At 52.2% G+C, this 15,590-nt stretch carries 15 protein-coding genes; 8 read left to right on the plus strand and 7 right to left on the minus strand.

Annotation, left to right across the window (positions count from 1 at the left end; genetic code table 11):
* Positions 1 to 58 precede the first annotated feature (58 nt).
* Genes rsmG through TH25_RS00895 form a run of 3 tightly spaced genes read left to right on the plus strand, consistent with a single transcriptional unit; the run spans position 59 to position 2,741 of the window.
* Positions 59 to 700: a 16S rRNA (guanine(527)-N(7))-methyltransferase RsmG gene (rsmG, locus tag TH25_RS00885; RefSeq protein ID WP_114086926.1), complete on the plus strand. Its 642-nt coding sequence runs from the start codon at positions 59 to 61 to the stop codon at positions 698 to 700.
* Complete coding sequence (locus TH25_RS00890; RefSeq protein WP_114086542.1) at positions 697 to 1,512, plus strand: ParA family protein; 816 nt, start codon at positions 697 to 699, stop codon at positions 1,510 to 1,512. The genes rsmG and TH25_RS00890 overlap by 4 nt, the downstream gene beginning before the upstream one ends.
* The gene (locus TH25_RS00895; RefSeq protein ID WP_114086543.1) at positions 1,509 to 2,741 is read left to right on the plus strand and encodes a ParB/RepB/Spo0J family partition protein; all 1,233 of its coding nucleotides are present in this window, start codon (positions 1,509 to 1,511) and stop codon (positions 2,739 to 2,741) included. The genes TH25_RS00890 and TH25_RS00895 overlap by 4 nt, the downstream gene beginning before the upstream one ends.
* A 103-nt stretch (positions 2,742 to 2,844) precedes the next feature.
* Here the strand turns inward: TH25_RS00895 and holA are convergent, their stop codons facing one another.
* Genes holA through TH25_RS00915 form a run of 4 tightly spaced genes read right to left on the minus strand, consistent with a single transcriptional unit; the run spans position 2,845 to position 5,708 of the window.
* The gene (gene holA / locus TH25_RS00900; RefSeq protein WP_114086544.1) at positions 2,845 to 3,876 is read right to left on the minus strand and encodes a DNA polymerase III subunit delta; all 1,032 of its coding nucleotides are present in this window, start codon (positions 3,874 to 3,876) and stop codon (positions 2,845 to 2,847) included.
* A gap of 17 nt (positions 3,877 to 3,893) precedes the next feature.
* Positions 3,894 to 4,403, minus strand: a complete 510-nt coding sequence (locus tag TH25_RS00905; RefSeq protein WP_114086545.1) for a hypothetical protein — start codon at positions 4,401 to 4,403, stop codon at positions 3,894 to 3,896.
* Between the two features lie 4 nt (positions 4,404 to 4,407).
* Positions 4,408 to 5,136 (minus strand): hypothetical protein, encoded by a 729-nt coding sequence (locus tag TH25_RS00910; RefSeq protein WP_147252961.1) that lies wholly within the window; start codon positions 5,134 to 5,136, stop codon positions 4,408 to 4,410.
* 8 nt (positions 5,137 to 5,144) lie between these two features.
* Positions 5,145 to 5,708 carry a DUF3576 domain-containing protein gene (locus tag TH25_RS00915; protein ID WP_258548975.1) on the minus strand — a complete coding sequence of 188 codons (564 nt, stop codon included), beginning with the start codon at positions 5,706 to 5,708 and terminating at the stop codon, positions 5,145 to 5,147.
* A 246-nt stretch (positions 5,709 to 5,954) separates the two neighbouring features.
* On the opposite strand from TH25_RS00915, the gene TH25_RS00920 reads away from it, so the two are divergent.
* The gene (locus TH25_RS00920) at positions 5,955 to 7,004 is read left to right on the plus strand and encodes a porin (protein ID WP_114086547.1); all 1,050 of its coding nucleotides are present in this window, start codon (positions 5,955 to 5,957) and stop codon (positions 7,002 to 7,004) included.
* Between the two features lie 676 nt (positions 7,005 to 7,680).
* A complete protein-coding gene (locus tag TH25_RS00925; RefSeq protein ID WP_085587306.1) occupies positions 7,681 to 8,751 on the plus strand; it encodes a porin in 1,071 nt (356 codons plus the stop codon).
* Positions 8,752 to 8,840: 89 nt separating this feature from the next.
* Here the strand turns inward: TH25_RS00925 and TH25_RS00930 are convergent, their stop codons facing one another.
* Both TH25_RS00930 and TH25_RS00935 read right to left on the minus strand, forming a co-directional pair.
* The gene (locus TH25_RS00930) at positions 8,841 to 10,088 is read right to left on the minus strand and encodes a glycosyltransferase family protein (RefSeq protein ID WP_114086548.1); all 1,248 of its coding nucleotides are present in this window, start codon (positions 10,086 to 10,088) and stop codon (positions 8,841 to 8,843) included.
* Between the two features lie 68 nt (positions 10,089 to 10,156).
* A complete protein-coding gene (locus tag TH25_RS00935) occupies positions 10,157 to 10,780 on the minus strand; it encodes a thiamine phosphate synthase (RefSeq protein WP_114086549.1) in 624 nt (207 codons plus the stop codon).
* 46 nt (positions 10,781 to 10,826) lie between these two features.
* On the opposite strand from TH25_RS00935, the gene TH25_RS00940 reads away from it, so the two are divergent.
* Positions 10,827 to 11,534, plus strand: a complete 708-nt coding sequence (locus TH25_RS00940; protein ID WP_114086550.1) for a YggS family pyridoxal phosphate-dependent enzyme — start codon at positions 10,827 to 10,829, stop codon at positions 11,532 to 11,534.
* 316 nt (positions 11,535 to 11,850) lie between these two features.
* On the opposite strand, the gene TH25_RS00945 is transcribed toward TH25_RS00940, so the two are convergent.
* Positions 11,851 to 12,540 carry a response regulator transcription factor gene (locus TH25_RS00945; protein ID WP_101265272.1) on the minus strand — a complete coding sequence of 230 codons (690 nt, stop codon included), beginning with the start codon at positions 12,538 to 12,540 and terminating at the stop codon, positions 11,851 to 11,853.
* 239 nt (positions 12,541 to 12,779) lie between these two features.
* Here TH25_RS00945 and ribA point away from each other — a divergent pair, with 239 nt between their 5' ends.
* Positions 12,780 to 13,916 (plus strand): GTP cyclohydrolase II, encoded by a 1,137-nt coding sequence (gene ribA, locus TH25_RS00950; RefSeq protein WP_114086928.1) that lies wholly within the window; start codon positions 12,780 to 12,782, stop codon positions 13,914 to 13,916.
* A 180-nt stretch (positions 13,917 to 14,096) separates the two neighbouring features.
* Positions 14,097 to 15,557: a hypothetical protein gene (locus TH25_RS00955; protein ID WP_114086551.1), complete on the plus strand. Its 1,461-nt coding sequence runs from the start codon at positions 14,097 to 14,099 to the stop codon at positions 15,555 to 15,557.
* Positions 15,558 to 15,590 lie beyond the last annotated feature (33 nt).

Raw genomic sequence — 15,590 nt, forward strand, 5'->3', positions numbered from 1 at the left:
ATGCCTTGTTATAAAAACAACGCTGGCGAAGGATGCGTTCCAGATTTATAAGAAAATCATGCACACAAATAAAAATGCCGTAAAAAACTGGTTCGAGACAGAACTTGATGTTTCACGTGAAACAATGTCTCACCTTGAGCTTTATGCCGATCTGGTTGTGAAGTGGCAGCCCCGCATTAATATCGTTGGCGCCAGCACGACCGAAGACGTTTGGGCACGTCATTTACAGGATTCGGCACAGATTTGGCCGCATCTTGCCGAAAACGCCCAAAAAGAAGAAACAAAAATCGTCGATTTTGGATCCGGTGCCGGTTTCCCCGGCATTGTTTTGTCCATTTTGGGGGCAAATCACGTTACCATGATGGAAAGCGTGACCAAAAAGACCGTGTTTTTGATGGAAGCCTGCCGTGTTTGCGGATGCCTGGCTAAGACACGGGTGGCCCGTGAACGGATTGAGGCCGCCAAGCCGGAAAATGCCGATATTATTACAGCGCGCGCTTTTGCCCCTTTGCCCAAGCTGCTGGAAATGGGGCAAAGGCATTTAAAAGCTGGTGGCAAATATGTGCTGCTGAAGGGTAGGGCATATGAGGCGGAATTGGCCGATGCGCGTGATGCAGGCTGGAAATTCTCTGTGACGACCTTCCCCGGGATCGTTGACCCGGATGGTGTGGTAATGATCCTTGAGGGAGTAGAGCGATGAGTGATGTGATTGAATTGGCCGCCAATAGCGGCGGAAAGCGCCCACGTATTATCGCCATTGCCAATCAGAAGGGAGGCGTTGGCAAAACCACGACCACCATCAATTTGGCAACTGCTCTTGCCGCAGTTGATCAGCGTGTGTTGATTGTGGATCTGGACCCGCAGGGCAATGCCAGTACTGGTTTGGGATTACGCTCTTCTGAACGGGATATCAGTTCTTACGACGTCCTGATCAATGGGGCCAGCTTGATGGAGGCGCGGCGCGCGACCGCTATTCCGCGCTTGCAAATCGTGCCGTCGGGCATGGATCTGTCCGGCGCGGAAATTGAACTGGTCGATTTTGAGCGTCGCGAAATGCAGCTTAAAGAATCTCTCTCTCGACTGCCGCAGGATGTTGACTACGTATTAATTGATTGCCCGCCTTCGCTGGGTTTGCTGACGCTGAATGCTTTGGTTGCGTCGGATGCGGTTTTGGTCCCGCTGCAATGCGAATTTTTTGCCCTGGAAGGGGTGAGTCATCTGGTTCGCACCATTAAACGGGTTAAAAAGGCGTTTAACCCCAATCTGGAAATCCAGGGCATCGTATTGACGATGTATGACAAGCGCAATAATTTGTCGGCCCAGGTGGCGAGCGATGTGCGCGATTATTTTGGTGACATTGTTTATCGCACCGTTATTCCACGCAATGTTCGGGTGTCCGAGGCACCGAGTCACGGTGCGCCGGTACTGGTTTATGACATTAAATGTCCGGGATCGCGGGCATATTTGAATTTGGCAAGTGAAGTCCTGAAACGCGAAGGAGTGAAGGCATGAGTGAGACAAAAAAGCGCGGTTTGGGACGGGGGCTTTCGGCCCTGTTGGGCGAAGAGGATGATGAAGTCGGCGCAGCCGTTAGTGCCGGTTCTTCTGGTGCCAGCGAGGTTGCCCATCCCGGGCCGGGGGGAACAACACAGTTGGTTGCGATCAGCGACCTTGCGCCGTCACCCTTTCAGCCACGCAGCAATTTCGACGATGAGGCAATTGATGATCTGGCCGCGTCGATTCGCCAAAAGGGCATTATTCAGCCTATTTTGGTTCGTGCGTCGTCTACGGGCGAAACCGTTTATGAAATTATCGCCGGTGAACGGCGTTGGCGGGCGGCGCAGCGCGCACAGCTTCATGAAGTGCCGGTGTTGGTCCGTGAATTTGATGATCGCGAAACGGCCGAAATTGCCCTTATTGAAAACCTTCAGCGTCAGGATCTTTCTGCCTTGGAAGAGGCAGAGGGCTATAACCGCCTGATGGCCGAATTTTCCCATACCCAGGAAGCCCTGGGGCAGGCACTGGGCAAAAGCCGCAGCCATATTGCCAATAGTTTGCGCCTTTTGTCTTTGCCGTCACCGATCAAGCAGATGCTGACAGATAAGGTGCTGAGTGCAGGCCATGCGCGCGCTTTGCTGGGGGCTGAAAATGCGGTCGAACTGGCGACACAGATTGTCAAAAAAGGCCTGAATGTGCGTCAGACCGAAAAGCTTGTTAAAACCGATGGCGGTAAGCTTTCCCGGACCAAAAAGGAAAAAACAAATACGGCGGCGCAAAAGGACCCGGATACTGTTTCGCTTGAACGTGATCTGAGCAATATGCTTGGCTTGGCGGTCAGTATTGATTTTGACGGGGCAGGCGGGCGTTTGACGGTTCGTTATGAGACGCTCGAGCAGCTTGACGACATTTTACAACGTCTAACCCATGGCCGTGCTGAAAGTGTGGCGAATGACGGTGGCGATGCAGCCGGGTTTGATGGAGCGGAAGACGATAACGAATTTGATTCCATGTTTTTGGATGAATCGGCAGATCGTGATGATGTTGATGAAACAAATTCCGAGGAAATCACCAAGGAACTGGAATCGATTGCAGATACATCGGGAATCTCGCTGCATCTGACCCGGGATGACGAAACAGAAGAAGAGCAGGGACCGGAAGCTGATGTACCGGTGGAACGTGAAGAAATTGACGAGGCTGCTTTTGCTGATGTGTTCGCCGAAGAGGGTAAAAAGTCGTCCTGAGTTACAATAAATGTAATGCTGCAATGCAACAAAGGCCGGTCGTTAGCGATCGGCCTTTGTTTTATTTGCGACTCGTTAGTTTTGAAGGAAAGCAGTGAAAATTCTAGCGTCTTCCCTGTTTTTGCCGTGCAACAGTAACTTTGATCATCGCGCGGTGCGCCAGGGTTTCGGGAATGGCAAGCCCACTTTTGCAGTCCTTTTCCGCTTCCAGAAATATTTGCAGGGCGCGCTGAATATGGGCCAGCGGCCAATAGTTCAAGTTCGCCTTAAACTGATCTGCTGCCTTGAAAAACAGCGGCGGTCGCAGGGATTTCATTGCCTGGTCAACAGACGTTCCCTGTGCCACCTGGCCTTTGACCAGATGAAGTTTCTGAAAATAGCCAATCATCATGCGCAGCGCGCCAACCGGGTTCAGGCCCTCTTCGACCAAGCGGGTCAATGCAACGTCCAGATTGGTTACATTGCCCGCTGAAACCGCCTGAAGCACATCATCATAATGACGGGCCGAACTGTCGCCGATACAGGCCATCGCATCACCAAGCGAGACGCGTTGCTGGTTTAGGGCATAAAGAGCAAGCTTTTGCAGTTCGTTACGTGAAATCATGCGATCACTGCCCAGATTGGCAACAAGATAACGCACGGCGTCGGTGTCAATGGCAAGGCCATGTTCATCCATGACAGAGCGGACGAGCCCTTCCAGGTCGCGCCCCGAATCGGCATAACAGGGCAGGGCCATGCCATTGCCGGCCTTTTCCACGGCCTGACGCAGCTTTGAACGTGCTGGCAGGCTTCCTGACTCGCAGATGATCAAGGCGTCTCCTGCCGGGTGTTGCAGGAAGTCTGCGATAACGGGTGCCTGGGCATCGCCAATATCGCGCAGACGGACGACGCGCCGCCCGCCACCAAAGCTGATGGCGGCAGCTTCGTCACGCAAGCGGCTGCCATCTTCCTTTAAATGCGTCGCGCCCAGTTCAACAACACGGAACGGATCTTTAAGATCCTCGACAACGGTCTTTGCCAATTGTGCACCACGTTCGCGCACCAGCCCCTCATCCTCTCCATAGATAAGGATGAGCTGTGCCTTTGCATCCGGAGAGCGGAGGAACGAATCGACCTGGGCTGCTTTAAGCTTCATGGCGTCCCGGTAAAAGTTTATTCAACGCTGCGAACGCCGATCGCCACCTGATTGGAAATTTGCCGCGCCAGGTTACGGGCGGCATCTTCCTGGGCAGCTGATTTTGCTTCCAGGCTGGCAAAATCGGATTGAACGATATTGTAGCTTGTTCTGGCGCGAACCGTTCCCGTACGCAGAATTTTGGTATCTGATATCCGGATGAGCTGATACTTGCCCGTCAGAATATAGTCCGAAACGGTTGCTTCATTTTGTTTGGTAAAACCAAGATCGACATTGGTTTCGTCAAGATCAACCTTGAGTTCATAAAGCGGAGACTGGTTCTGGCTTTCTGGTCTCAGGTTTTCCAGCAGGATGTTGCGCGTCAATTGCCCGACACGATTTTCCATCATGTCGACCTTGACGGCGGCAAGAGGATCCGTAGCGGTCTCGCCGACCTGATTTTTGGCATAAAGCGGTTGAAAACCGCATGCACCCAGAGCCGGCAGGGCAAGGCACAAAAACAACGTCATGATCGGGCGCAGCAACATTAGGTCAGGACTCCGTTTGATCCGGCGATTTGATAGCTCCATAGCGATACAATAATTCATGCCCGATGTAAGGACAAAATAGCCGCAGGAGCTCAATAAAGCATAGCTGCAACGCATTTTGCCGATTCGCAGGTGCTTTTTGCAAATATTGAAACATTATGCGCAATTCGGCCAGCGCGATGTTAAGGCGGTATTGCTCAATCTGTCGTGCAATCGACATAACATCCGCCGATGGCGCGACTGAAGGCCTGTCCGTTAACGGGGTTCCTTCCGGCCTGGAAAAATGAGACCAGACCAGCCGTAACCAGCGCCATTGCGCGACAAGATCTTCCAGTTCAAGGTTCCGGGGCCGGTTCAGCGGTACATCGGCAAGAACGGCCAGGGCGAGGACGTCGATACCGGTTTCTTTAACAAGATCATCAAGGCTGGAAATATCGTCTTTTAACAAAACAGGCGCTATGTCGGGGGGGCATGACGCCGTCGCCCGGGCGTGTGTGATCTTGTGATATGCTTGGGTTTGGGATGCGGAGGCAAGGAAGGACTGTTGAAAGTCTGTCTGTATCCATTTTGCCAGTTGTGACCGAAAGGCCCGGGTTTGCCGATTCGGGGCTTGTTCGTTTGGCAGATGGTTCAATATCCGCCCGGAAAAAAACAATCCCCATCGCCGGGAGAGCGAATGGGGATTGTATGTTGGCGAGGCGTAGCCTGTGTGGATAACTGCCACAGAAGCCATTTCCGAAATTACTGGTTATTGGCGCTGTCAATACGCAACTGACGGGCGCGGGTCAGGATCGAATCTTCCATTGCGGTCACGGTTTTCGGGTCCACCACGGCATCGGCCCATTCATTGCCACCGGCACGGACCTGGCGGAAAATCGAAACCTTGATGGCATCGGAGCGCAATGCCGTTCCCAGAATATAACCGGTGATTTTGAACCGTTCGTTGGGGGTTTCGGGCGGGCTGTACCAGTCGGTAATAATGACACCGCCAAACGGGTCAGCCGAGTTAAGCGGCATGAAGGAAAGCGTATCAAGGGTAGCGCGCCACAAATAGCTGTTCACACCAATACCCGAACCACCCTGCTGCTTTTTGCTGTCGCTGCCAAACAGGTTGAGTCCCTCGTCGCCAAAAACGCCGCCCTGTTTCTTTTTGTCTGCAATGGTGGCGGAACGACCGAGAATACGTTCATTGCCAGGGGCTGAACCCGGATAATTGTCATAGTCGGATTGCGATGCGCCGCTGCAGGCTGCAAGTGTTGTAACCAGGGTGCAGGCGGCGATGATTTTCAGTTTTGAAACAGACACGTTGTACGGCCTTCTGATCAGTCAATGGCAATGCAGAGCGCACTATAAGCAGCAATTGCGAGGAGAGCAAAGAAAACAAGTGTGTCCTTTTCGCCACAGCGGCGCAAAAATGTTACATCGTCGCCACAGTTTGGTTGACGGGATGGCAAAATGCTGGCTCCATAGCGTCGAACCGGGCGGCAGGAAATTGTCGTTCACACTTCAAATAACCGCTTAAGCGGGTTGAAGAAGACGTTGAGGGAAAAGATGAAAAAGATTCTTATTGCTACCAGCGCACTCGTCGCTGTTGCAGTTGCAGGCCAGGCACAGGCCTCTGAAAAAATTAAACTGTCGGTTGGCGGTTACATGGAACAGTGGGCCGGTACTGTTTCTCAGGACGATTCCGCTAGCAACATCAATGCATTCCAGTCTGATACCGAGGTTTATTTCACTGGTTCAACCACGCTTGATAACGGCATTGAAGTTGGGGCTGTTATCCAGCTTGAAGGCGAAACCTCAGGCGACCAGATCGACGAACAGTACCTGTACATCAACGGTTCTTTCGGTCAGGCCCGTATGGGTGAAGGCGATGGCGCCGCTGCTGCCATGGGTATCACTGCTCCGGCCGTTGGCCCGGTTGGCGTGAATGATGGTGACCTGACGAACTGGGCTGATATTCCTGCAATGCCGGACACTGTCTGGGATGCTGGTGATGATCCCAAAGTTACCTACTACACCCCGGTAATGGGCGGTTTCCGCGCTGGCGTTTCTTATACCGATAGTGCCGATGCCAAAAACGACGGTCCTGGCGGCGATACCGATACCGGCCAGAATACCACTGGTGGTATGCCGGTTGTGTCTGCTGGTCTTGAATATAATGGCGAGTTTGATGGTTTCTCGCTTGGCCTGTCGGCTGTTGGCGAACATCAGGGTGGCGGTGAATGGTTCAGCCTTGGTACCAACCTTGGCTTTGGTAACTTCACCGTTGGTGGTTCCTACGGTGTGAAAGCCAAAGACTACGGTGTGAACGACAACGTCGCTGACAAAGCTGACGACACCACTGGTTTCGACGTTGGCGTTGCTTATAAAATGGATGCGGCTTCTATCTCCCTGTCCTATGCAAATGCTGACATCGTTACCAATGATGCAGGTGACGGCTCAGACGTTGATACCGTTGATCTCGGTCTGGCATATGCTCTTGGCGCTGGCGTTGATTGGAAGACATCGATCTTCTGGTTCAACAGCGATGCAAAAACCGCTGCTGGTACCGACAACGATGGATTTGGTGCCGTTACCGGTATTAAATTGTCCTTCTAATCCTCGGGTTAGTTGAACGAATTGAGGAGGGAGCGTTTTTACGCTCCCTCCTTTTTTGTTTGAAATCGACGTGAGAATTTAGTGTTTGTTTTGTTTGGATGAGTAGGTGCGGTTCTCTGTATAGCTAAATTGATCAACAGTTTTGTACTATTTATTTGCCTGTTTCATGGAATAAAATCAGTAGGTTAGAGTCTTTGATACTCCCGCTGTATCACGAACGGGTTGCATTAAGGGCTGTTGAAAACCTTGTTTCATTCTTGTCTGATTGTTCCCTTGGAATAATGCTCTCCAGTTTGGAAGTTCGGGAATCTTTAATCTAAATTTTTTGCTGATTTTGCCCTGTTAACGTTCCTCCATGAAGGATGGATGTCGTCACATTTAACCAAGCCATTTTAAATTGTGACAAAAAAATGACCAGTGGTCATTAAATGAACTTGTTTTGAATTCTCTGAGTGATTCCAATCACGGGTATTTTACATAAATTGGGCTTATACTCGAGAAACAGCCGAATTCAGAAGTCGACTGTGATTTTTTTATCACGCATCGGGCAAAAAGATCACGTTTGTCATCTCTTTTAATTGACCAATGGTCATTTATTGGATTAGTTAGGTCTCAGCAAACAGAAAAATGTTCTGCTAACCAACGCCAACAGCGTTTGTTTTCAATGAGGGAAAAGATGAAAAAGATTCTTGTTGCGACCACGGCACTTGTCGCCGTTTCCGGTTTCGCCGTTTCTGCCAGCGCATCCGAACCGATCAAACTTTCGGTCGGTGGTTACATGGAACAGTGGGCCGGTATCACCTCGCAGGATGATGCATTTGATAACAAAAATGCTTTCCAGTCCGATACCGAAATTCATTTCTCGGGTTCGACCATTCTTGATAACGGCATCGAAGTTGGCGCCGTTGTTGAACTTGAAGGTGAAACTTCTGACGATCAGGTTGACGAACAGTATCTCTATATTAATGGTTCGTTTGGTCAGATCAGAATGGGCGAAGACGACGGTGCAGCCGACGACATGGGACTCACAGCACCGGCAGTCGGCCCGGTTGGCGTCAATGACGGCGACTTGACTAACTGGGTTGACACTTATCTTCCTGACACAGTCCAGAGTTCTGGTGATGATCCCAAGATCACCTACTTCACCCCGGTCATGGGCGGCTTCCGCGCTGGTGTTTCTTACACCGATAGCGACGAGTCGAAAAATGCTGGTGGTAGCGGTGGTAATCTGGGTCAGGGCACAACTGAAGGTCTGCCGGTTGTTTCTGCTGGTCTGTCTTACGACCATGATTTTGATGGTGTTGCACTTGGCCTGTCCGCTGTTGGCGAACATAAAGGTCAGGGTAACTGGTACGGCCTTGGTGTAAATGTTGGTTTTGGGAACTTTACATTTGGTGGTTCTTGGAGCCAAATTGAAGACGATTATGGCATTAACGACCGGGAAACTGAGGCTACCAAGGACACCAACAACTACGACATCGGTATCGCTTATGCCATGGACGCAGCAAGTGTTTCCCTGAGCTACGCTTACTCTGATTACGGTAATCGTTCGACCAAAGCTATGAGCAACAACATTAGTCCGAGTGCAAATGGCGAAATAAGCACGGTGGATCTTGGTCTCGCTTATCAGCTCGGCGCTGGCGTTGCATGGAAATCGTCGATCTTCTGGTTCGACGATGACAATGACAACTCTGCTGCCGACAATGACGGCTACGGCGCTGTTACCGGTCTGCGTCTCGACTTCTGATCCTGTAAAGATCAGCAATTGCAAGAGAGAGGGTGCTTCGGCGCCCTCTCTTTTTTTGTTTGATGGTCGGTTTCGAAACGAACGGTGAGTCAGGCTTTGGTGATTTGTTTTTTGAAATCGGCGTGTAAAAACGCTTCGAATCGGTCGAATTCGGTAAGCAGATGTTTCACGCAGGGAACAGGATCAGTTGTCGAGGTGCGTTGAACAAGTGCCGGATCGCGCCGATTCGGCAGGGCAACGAGCTTGTCTTTGGTAACTGTCAGGCTTCCCATACAGCCTATCTTTCCGTCTTCGGTGGCATGCATTTTTGCTAATCCGCATGGGGCAGCACAATAATCACCGCGAAAATCACTTTGCCAGGCTTTGATATTGCGAAAACGGCCGTGCAGAACTTCTGATGAGGCCGAACTATAAACGCCAATACCGGGAATACCGGCAAGTTTGGTGATATGGGCAGGGCCACTATCGGCCACCAGGACATAATTGCAATTGCCAATAAAGCTCACCAGCTCGGCAATCGTTTTAAATCCGTCTACAAGCTCGATATGATCATCCTGCGCTATGTCCTCGCCAAGGGCGGCCTTATAGGCTTCCTTGACCCCCTGATAGGCATTAAGAATGACTGTAATTTTAGCAGTCGCCCCTGCGCTATCTCGTAGAGCATGGATGCTTTTTGCCACAAATTCGGGTGGCAGGGTGCGCAGTGGCGAGGATGCCATCGGCAAAATACCGATTTGGAGCATATTGCCCTTTGCCACGTCCTTGTGGGGTAATGGGACAGGCGGAACATCAAATTCGCGACATAATACGCCTTCGCAATCAACGGGTGCCGTCGCAATATCTTTCCAGCCATCCATCTCGGACAGGTCGATGATAAAATCAAACCGCTTGAGAGCATTAGCCGAAATAAACAGCTGAAAAATTTCGATATTTTTCAGACTGGCGAAAATGTCACTGGCGCTTCCGGTATTCAAAAGGCCGATTTTGCAATGGGGAAAGGCGGCCAGAAAGGCGCGTAAAAACATTGTCATGCCCACGCAATCGCCCAAGGCATCGGCCGGAATCAGAAACAGAACACGTTTGCGATCAAATGACCGGGTCCATTGCGGTTTGGGTAGAACATCCAGATGGATTTCATCCGATACAATCTTGACGGATGCAGCGCGTGGTAAAACCTGCTGGCGCAAAAGCGACGACACCCGTGTCAGATAGCTGGAACTGCCATCGGATTTCTGGCTGATCCCGGCAGCAACATTGGGCAGACCAAATTCAAAGGGCTGTTTGGTTTTAAAGCGGGTGAAACGGGCGCGAGACAGATGCACGTTGCTGGAAGCCAAAGCGGGAATCCTTGGAAATTTACGGGGGCTGATCACGGGAAATGATTGTTGGCCCAATTACGCCGACATTAAGTGGCGAATCCGATCCCGGCAATACCGCAAATCGGCAATTTTCCAAGCATATGTCCCCTGGAAACGTCAACGCCCCCCATAGCATAGACACCTATCCCATGATAGGTCGCCAGGTGCGCCATCCGCTCAAATTTCGCATAACCCAAACAGGGTGCTCCCGGGTGGCTTTGGGTTGCAAATAACGGGGAGATGATGGCGGCATCAATATTGCGCCCAAATGCCAGCAGTTGCCTTAGCTGGGGCATGTCATGAATGGCAGCACTGACCATCAAACCATGTTTTTTTGCGGTATTAAGCAGATCATCGGGGGTTTTCTGTATGTAGCCTGGCATATGAAGCCCGTCTGCCTGTAGGCGGATGGCCAGCAGAATGTCAGCAGCAACAAAAAAGCGGTGCCCCAACCTGCGACAGATTTTACGTAAGATTAGTGCCTGTTGTGCCCGGTCAGGGGCATCATAATGCCGGAAAACCAGGGTGCTGCCCTTGGGCAGTTTGGTGAGTGCCTGGTGCGGATCAGGCAGTCTTTTATCGTCGCTCATTAATATAACGGGTGAAAGCCTGCGATCTGGTGCGTTACGTAAATTGAGTTGCTGCGCCAGCTTTGCTAGTTTGGGCTCCATTATGTTGTAACGTCCTTTTGGGCACTGAACCGGAATCTCGCATAACATGAGCGATCATAACGATTCATCAGGCGATGTCGATATCGTTGCCAACCTTGCCACCATTCAGCAAAATATTGACGAAGCTGCCAGTGCCGTTGGCCGGAAAAGCGATGACGTGACACTGGTATGTGTCAGCAAAACCCACGATGCCCCCCATGTAAGGGGTGCGTTGGTTGCTGGGCGGCGGATATTTGGCGAGAACCGGGTTCAGGAAGCGTCTGAAAAATGGCCGGAGTTAAAGCAGGAATTCCCTGATGTCGAACTACACCTGATCGGCCCGTTGCAAAGCAACAAGGCTCGCGAGGCCATGAGCCTGTTTGATGTCATCGAGACACTGGACCGCCCCAAACTGGCCCGAACCTTTGCCCGCCTTCGCGATGAAACCGGCCAGTGCCCGGAATTATATATTCAGATCAATATTGGTCGCGAACCGCAAAAAGCGGGAATTGACCCCGCCGATGCCGATGATTTTATTCGTGAATGTATCCATGATCTGGCATTGCCGGTAACCGGGCTGATGTGCATTCCCCCAGTTGACGAAGAACCTTCACCCCATTTTGCCCTGTTGGGAAAAATCGCAGACCGGCATGGTTTAAAGGTGCGCAGTATGGGCATGAGCAGTGATTACGAATGTGCAATTCGCCTTGGCGCTACGCATATTCGGGTTGGAACCGCAATTTTTGGGCATCGCGCCTATAATCTTGCCCATTGATGCTGAAAAAGGGCGAAATTCAAACTAATTCCGTCCTTTTTACCTGAATATTTGCTGTTATTAGGTCTTTTTGCCGGGTTTTCCGCGTTTAAGCACGCAGTTGGCTAAACTGGCTTTTGAACAGATCGATTTTTCCCCAATCAGATGAGACGTCAAAGTTGGTAATCTGTGACGCAGATTTTTGGGAAAACCAAAAATCGTGATCGGAGCGGATCGGGAAAGCTGCGTGATAGGGATTTTTATCCGCCTTAAAGTAATTGAGCCTGCAAGGCAGGCTCAATATCGCGCATCATCGGAAAACGGGATTAAACCCGGTTCAGGGGACGAGTTTGTAGCCACCGGGTTCGGTAACCAGGATCGTCGCGCTGGAGGGGTCTTTTTCGATTTTCTGGCGCAGGCGATACACATGCGTTTCAAGTGTATGCGTTGTCACACCAGCGTTATATCCCCAAACTTCATCAAGCAGGGTTTCACGTGAAACCGGTTTATCCCCGGCACGGAACAGGAATTTCAGGATCGATGTTTCCTTTTCCGTCAGGCGGATTTTTTTGTCGGTTGCCGTTTCAACCAGAATTTTGGCGCTGGGCTGGAAGCTATACGGACCGATGGCAAAAACGGCATCTTCGCTTTGTTCATGCTGGCGAATATGGGCGCGAATACGGGCCAGCAGCACATTGAGGCGAAACGGTTTGGTGACATAGTCATTTGCGCCGGATTCAAGACCCAGAATCGTGTCAGAATCGCTATTGGCACCGGTCAGCATGATCACAGGGGATTTGACACCGGCACGGCGCATCAATTTGCACACATCGCGCCCGTCTATATCGGGCAAACCAACATCAAGCAGGATGACATCGAAATAGTTGTCTTTAACGGCTTCAAGCGCTTCCTGGCCGCTATTGGCAACCACGCAGTCAAATTCTTCATGAAGGCGGAGTTGCTCGGTCAGTGACTGGCTCAGCGCCGCATCATCTTCAACCACTAAAACCTGTTTACCTGTCGTCATTGCCATCCCTTGCTGGTCCCTAAATTCCGTCTATATTCAGGCCCTGTTCTTGTTTTTGGCAACCCGAGTGCATTGCCTGTTTGCAATATAGCGAACTCTCACACTCAAATCGTCCTTTTTTCAAGAACAAACTGTTTTGGCTTTAGACATTGACGAATGAATGATCCAGCCTCATACCGACCTGATCGCGATCTTGTGATCGTGTTGGCCCCAAATCGGTAATAACATTAAGTATGACGATGACCACGTCCAAAAGCTTTTCGGCAGATACCGAAATTTCAACAACCGAGCTGATTTCGGTTTCCCGTGCCGTTGCCGACCTGCGCCGTGGCGAGATGATATTGATCCGGTCCGAAAAAACGGCAATTGCCGCCATCGCGACCGAACCCTTATCGGATCACGGGCTGGCACGTTTGCGTGCGATTGCCGTCAATGCCCGGGATATTGCCCTGATATTGCCGCGTGTGCGGGCCCGCGCCCTGGGATATGTCGATGCCAGCAATGGCTTTTGTGCTCTTCAACCGGCACATGCCGATCAGGTTGATGGGACAACATTCGGTATTTGGGCAAACCCGCTGCTGGATATGGTCGAGGCACCCTCGGCAAGCTGGCGTCAGACTGACGCAGGCGAGGATGCCGCCATTCGCTTGGCAAAACTGGCACGTTTGCTGCCTGCTATTGTGGCGGTGCCCGTTGATGCGGATCGCGTTGCGGAATTTGCCACTGCCGAAAACCTGCTGTTGCTCGAGGCAGGCATCATTAACGGCTATGAAGATGCCGCTGCCGGGTCTCTGCGCCAGGTTAGCGATGCCCGCGTGCCGCTGGAGAATGCGGAAAATACCCGTGTGGTGGCGTTTCGCCCGGTGGATGGCGGACAGGAACATATTGCCATCATTATCGATGAACCCGCCGCGGACGAACCGGTGCTGGTACGTCTGCATTCGGAATGTTTTACCGGCGATCTGATCGGATCGCTGCGCTGTGACTGTGGCCCGCAATTGCGCGGGGCCATTGCCGAAATTTCAGCCGGGGGCAAAGGCGGCATTGTTCTGTATTTGCGCCAGGAAGGGCGCGGTATTGGTTTGGTCAATAAATTACGCGCCTATGCCCTTCAGGACCGTGGTTTTGATACGCTCGATGCCAATGAAGAACTTGGTTTTGATGCCGATGAACGTGTTTATCGTCCGGCGGCGGAAATGCTGCGCCAGCTTGGCTATTCCACCGTGCGGATTTTGACCAACAACCCGGAAAAACTGCGCGGGCTGGAAAACTGGGGCGTTCGTGTCAGCGAACGGGTGCCCCATAAATTTCCGTCCAACGGCCATAATGCGTTTTATCTGAAAACCAAAAAGGACCGGGCAGGGCATTTGTTTTAGGCCCTGTCGGACATTTCAGCACGGAACGCATTTCTTGTCCCGGCAGCTTCTGCCGGGATGTTTTTTTGGCGGCGTCTGATGGGCTGTTTGGGTTAAAAAAGAACCGCATTCTGGCGATAAAACAGTGACGATCGATTTTGGCATCCTGATTGCATATCTATCGGCAAGAGGAGGATTGCGATGTCGATAGGTGCAGATTGGCGGCAAATTTCGCCCGGTGCGGGGGCGCAAACGGCAAATGGCGCGCAGCAAAGCGCAGCCAAAGCGGGCAACCCGGCACAGCAGGTGGCAGAAAATGGCGAATCCGGGGGATTTGCCAGCTTCCTGTTTGGTGATGATGGCTTTGATTTTGGTGACATCATTGATGTGATCAATCCGCTGCAACATATTCCTGTTGTCGGCGCGCTCTATCGTGAATTGACCGGCGACCAGATGGGCAATGGAGCCCGTATTGTTGGCGGCGGCCTGTTTGGCGGTGTCTTTGGTCTGGCTGGTGCTGCGGTTGATGCCGCTGTCGAGGGTTTTACCGGCGAGGATACCGGCGCGCATGTTCTGGCCCTGTTTGAAGGGGGGGATGATGCCCCCGATCCGACCGGGGCAACCGCAATTGCCCAAAATGACAGTGCACATGCGGGCTCTTCGGGCAAAACCAAGGGTGGTAGCCCTGATAACGGGCTGGTTTTGCCGTGGTCAGCGGGCGATACATCACTGGCATCGGTGATGGCCGGGGATCAGGCAACGGCGCAAAGTGCAGGGGCAGCGGCACCCTCAGCGGCATCCTCCCTGCCGTTTGATCCGGATGTTGCGGATGTTGCCAGCGGTGACAGTGTGGCGGAAAATATTGCCCAATCTGCAGCCGGTATGGCGACCACCCGGTCTGCCTACGCGCCTTCGTCCGTTGTACAGCCAGACGGGCAGGAGCCCCCCCAGCCTGAAAATCCGTTTGAAAAAGGTGCGGTGCGCGCGGCTCAAAATGCCGACCCGGCAGAACTTGCCGTAACCCTGGCCCGCGCCGGGCATAGCGATTATGCCTCGCGTTTGACAGCGCAGCGTGAAACAGGAACGGTGTCGTCGCGGTCGGCTGGCACTGTTCATGTCAATTATGCCAAGGGCGCAACCGTCTGGCAGCGGGCGGAACATAACGGGCGTGTATCGGGTCCGTCTTTTGGCGGTGATGTGCAGGGTGAATTGATCAGGGCGCGTTCTCGACAGGGCAGCGCCGAAACCGAAACCATGAATCCGGCCCTGATGACGGATGCTGCAATGCGCGATGATTTTCAGTCTGGTCCGGCTCTTTCGCCCGCAGAAATGGCGGCACGGTTTAATTCGGCCCTGGGCCTGGCACCGGCTAGCACGGGGGGTGACACCAGCACATCGTCCCATAAGGCAACTAGCCATAACCGAGTTTCTGCCAGTGCGGAAAACCGTAAGGGGGCTGATCGGGCTCAGCAGGATCTTGCCTCTGACAATGCGGCATCAAAAAATGTTGCCACGGCCGAGGAGCATCCGCTGTTACGCGAGGCCGAGCAGCATGATGCTGGTCAGGCCCCGGTGGGGGCATGGTTTAGCCAGACTATGATGGATGGTTTGCAGAAATACCAGGCGATGCAAAAACGCCAGCAGAGTCATGGGTCGATTTGATATCCCGGCATTTTTTCCTGGCATGACAAAGGC

The organism is Thalassospira profundimaris (genome assembly GCF_003326755.1).
Lineage (GTDB): Bacteria > Pseudomonadota > Alphaproteobacteria > Rhodospirillales > Thalassospiraceae > Thalassospira > Thalassospira profundimaris_B.

Bases quoted from the DNA above. Each gene is read 5' to 3' on its own strand.
- holA (WP_114086544.1), bottom strand. From the start codon at position 3,876: ATGAAGCTTAAAGCAGCCCAGGTCGATTCGTTCCTCCGCTCTCCGGAT.
- TH25_RS00910 (WP_147252961.1), bottom strand. From the start codon at position 5,136: ATGGCTTCTGTGGCAGTTATCCACACAGGCTACGCCTCGCCAACATAC.
- TH25_RS00895 (WP_114086543.1), top strand. From the start codon at position 1,509: ATGAGTGAGACAAAAAAGCGCGGTTTGGGACGGGGGCTTTCGGCCCTG.
- TH25_RS00925 (WP_085587306.1), top strand. From the start codon at position 7,681: ATGAAAAAGATTCTTGTTGCGACCACGGCACTTGTCGCCGTTTCCGGT.
- TH25_RS00940 (WP_114086550.1), top strand. From the start codon at position 10,827: ATGAGCGATCATAACGATTCATCAGGCGATGTCGATATCGTTGCCAAC.
- TH25_RS00935 (WP_114086549.1), bottom strand. From the start codon at position 10,780: ATGGAGCCCAAACTAGCAAAGCTGGCGCAGCAACTCAATTTACGTAAC.
- TH25_RS00890 (WP_114086542.1), top strand. From the start codon at position 697: ATGAGTGATGTGATTGAATTGGCCGCCAATAGCGGCGGAAAGCGCCCA.
- ribA (WP_114086928.1), top strand. From the start codon at position 12,780: ATGACCACGTCCAAAAGCTTTTCGGCAGATACCGAAATTTCAACAACC.
- rsmG (WP_114086926.1), top strand. From the start codon at position 59: ATGCACACAAATAAAAATGCCGTAAAAAACTGGTTCGAGACAGAACTT.
- TH25_RS00920 (WP_114086547.1), top strand. From the start codon at position 5,955: ATGAAAAAGATTCTTATTGCTACCAGCGCACTCGTCGCTGTTGCAGTT.
- TH25_RS00945 (WP_101265272.1), bottom strand. From the start codon at position 12,540: ATGACGACAGGTAAACAGGTTTTAGTGGTTGAAGATGATGCGGCGCTG.
- TH25_RS00905 (WP_114086545.1), bottom strand. From the start codon at position 4,403: ATGTTGCTGCGCCCGATCATGACGTTGTTTTTGTGCCTTGCCCTGCCG.
- TH25_RS00955 (WP_114086551.1), top strand. From the start codon at position 14,097: ATGTCGATAGGTGCAGATTGGCGGCAAATTTCGCCCGGTGCGGGGGCG.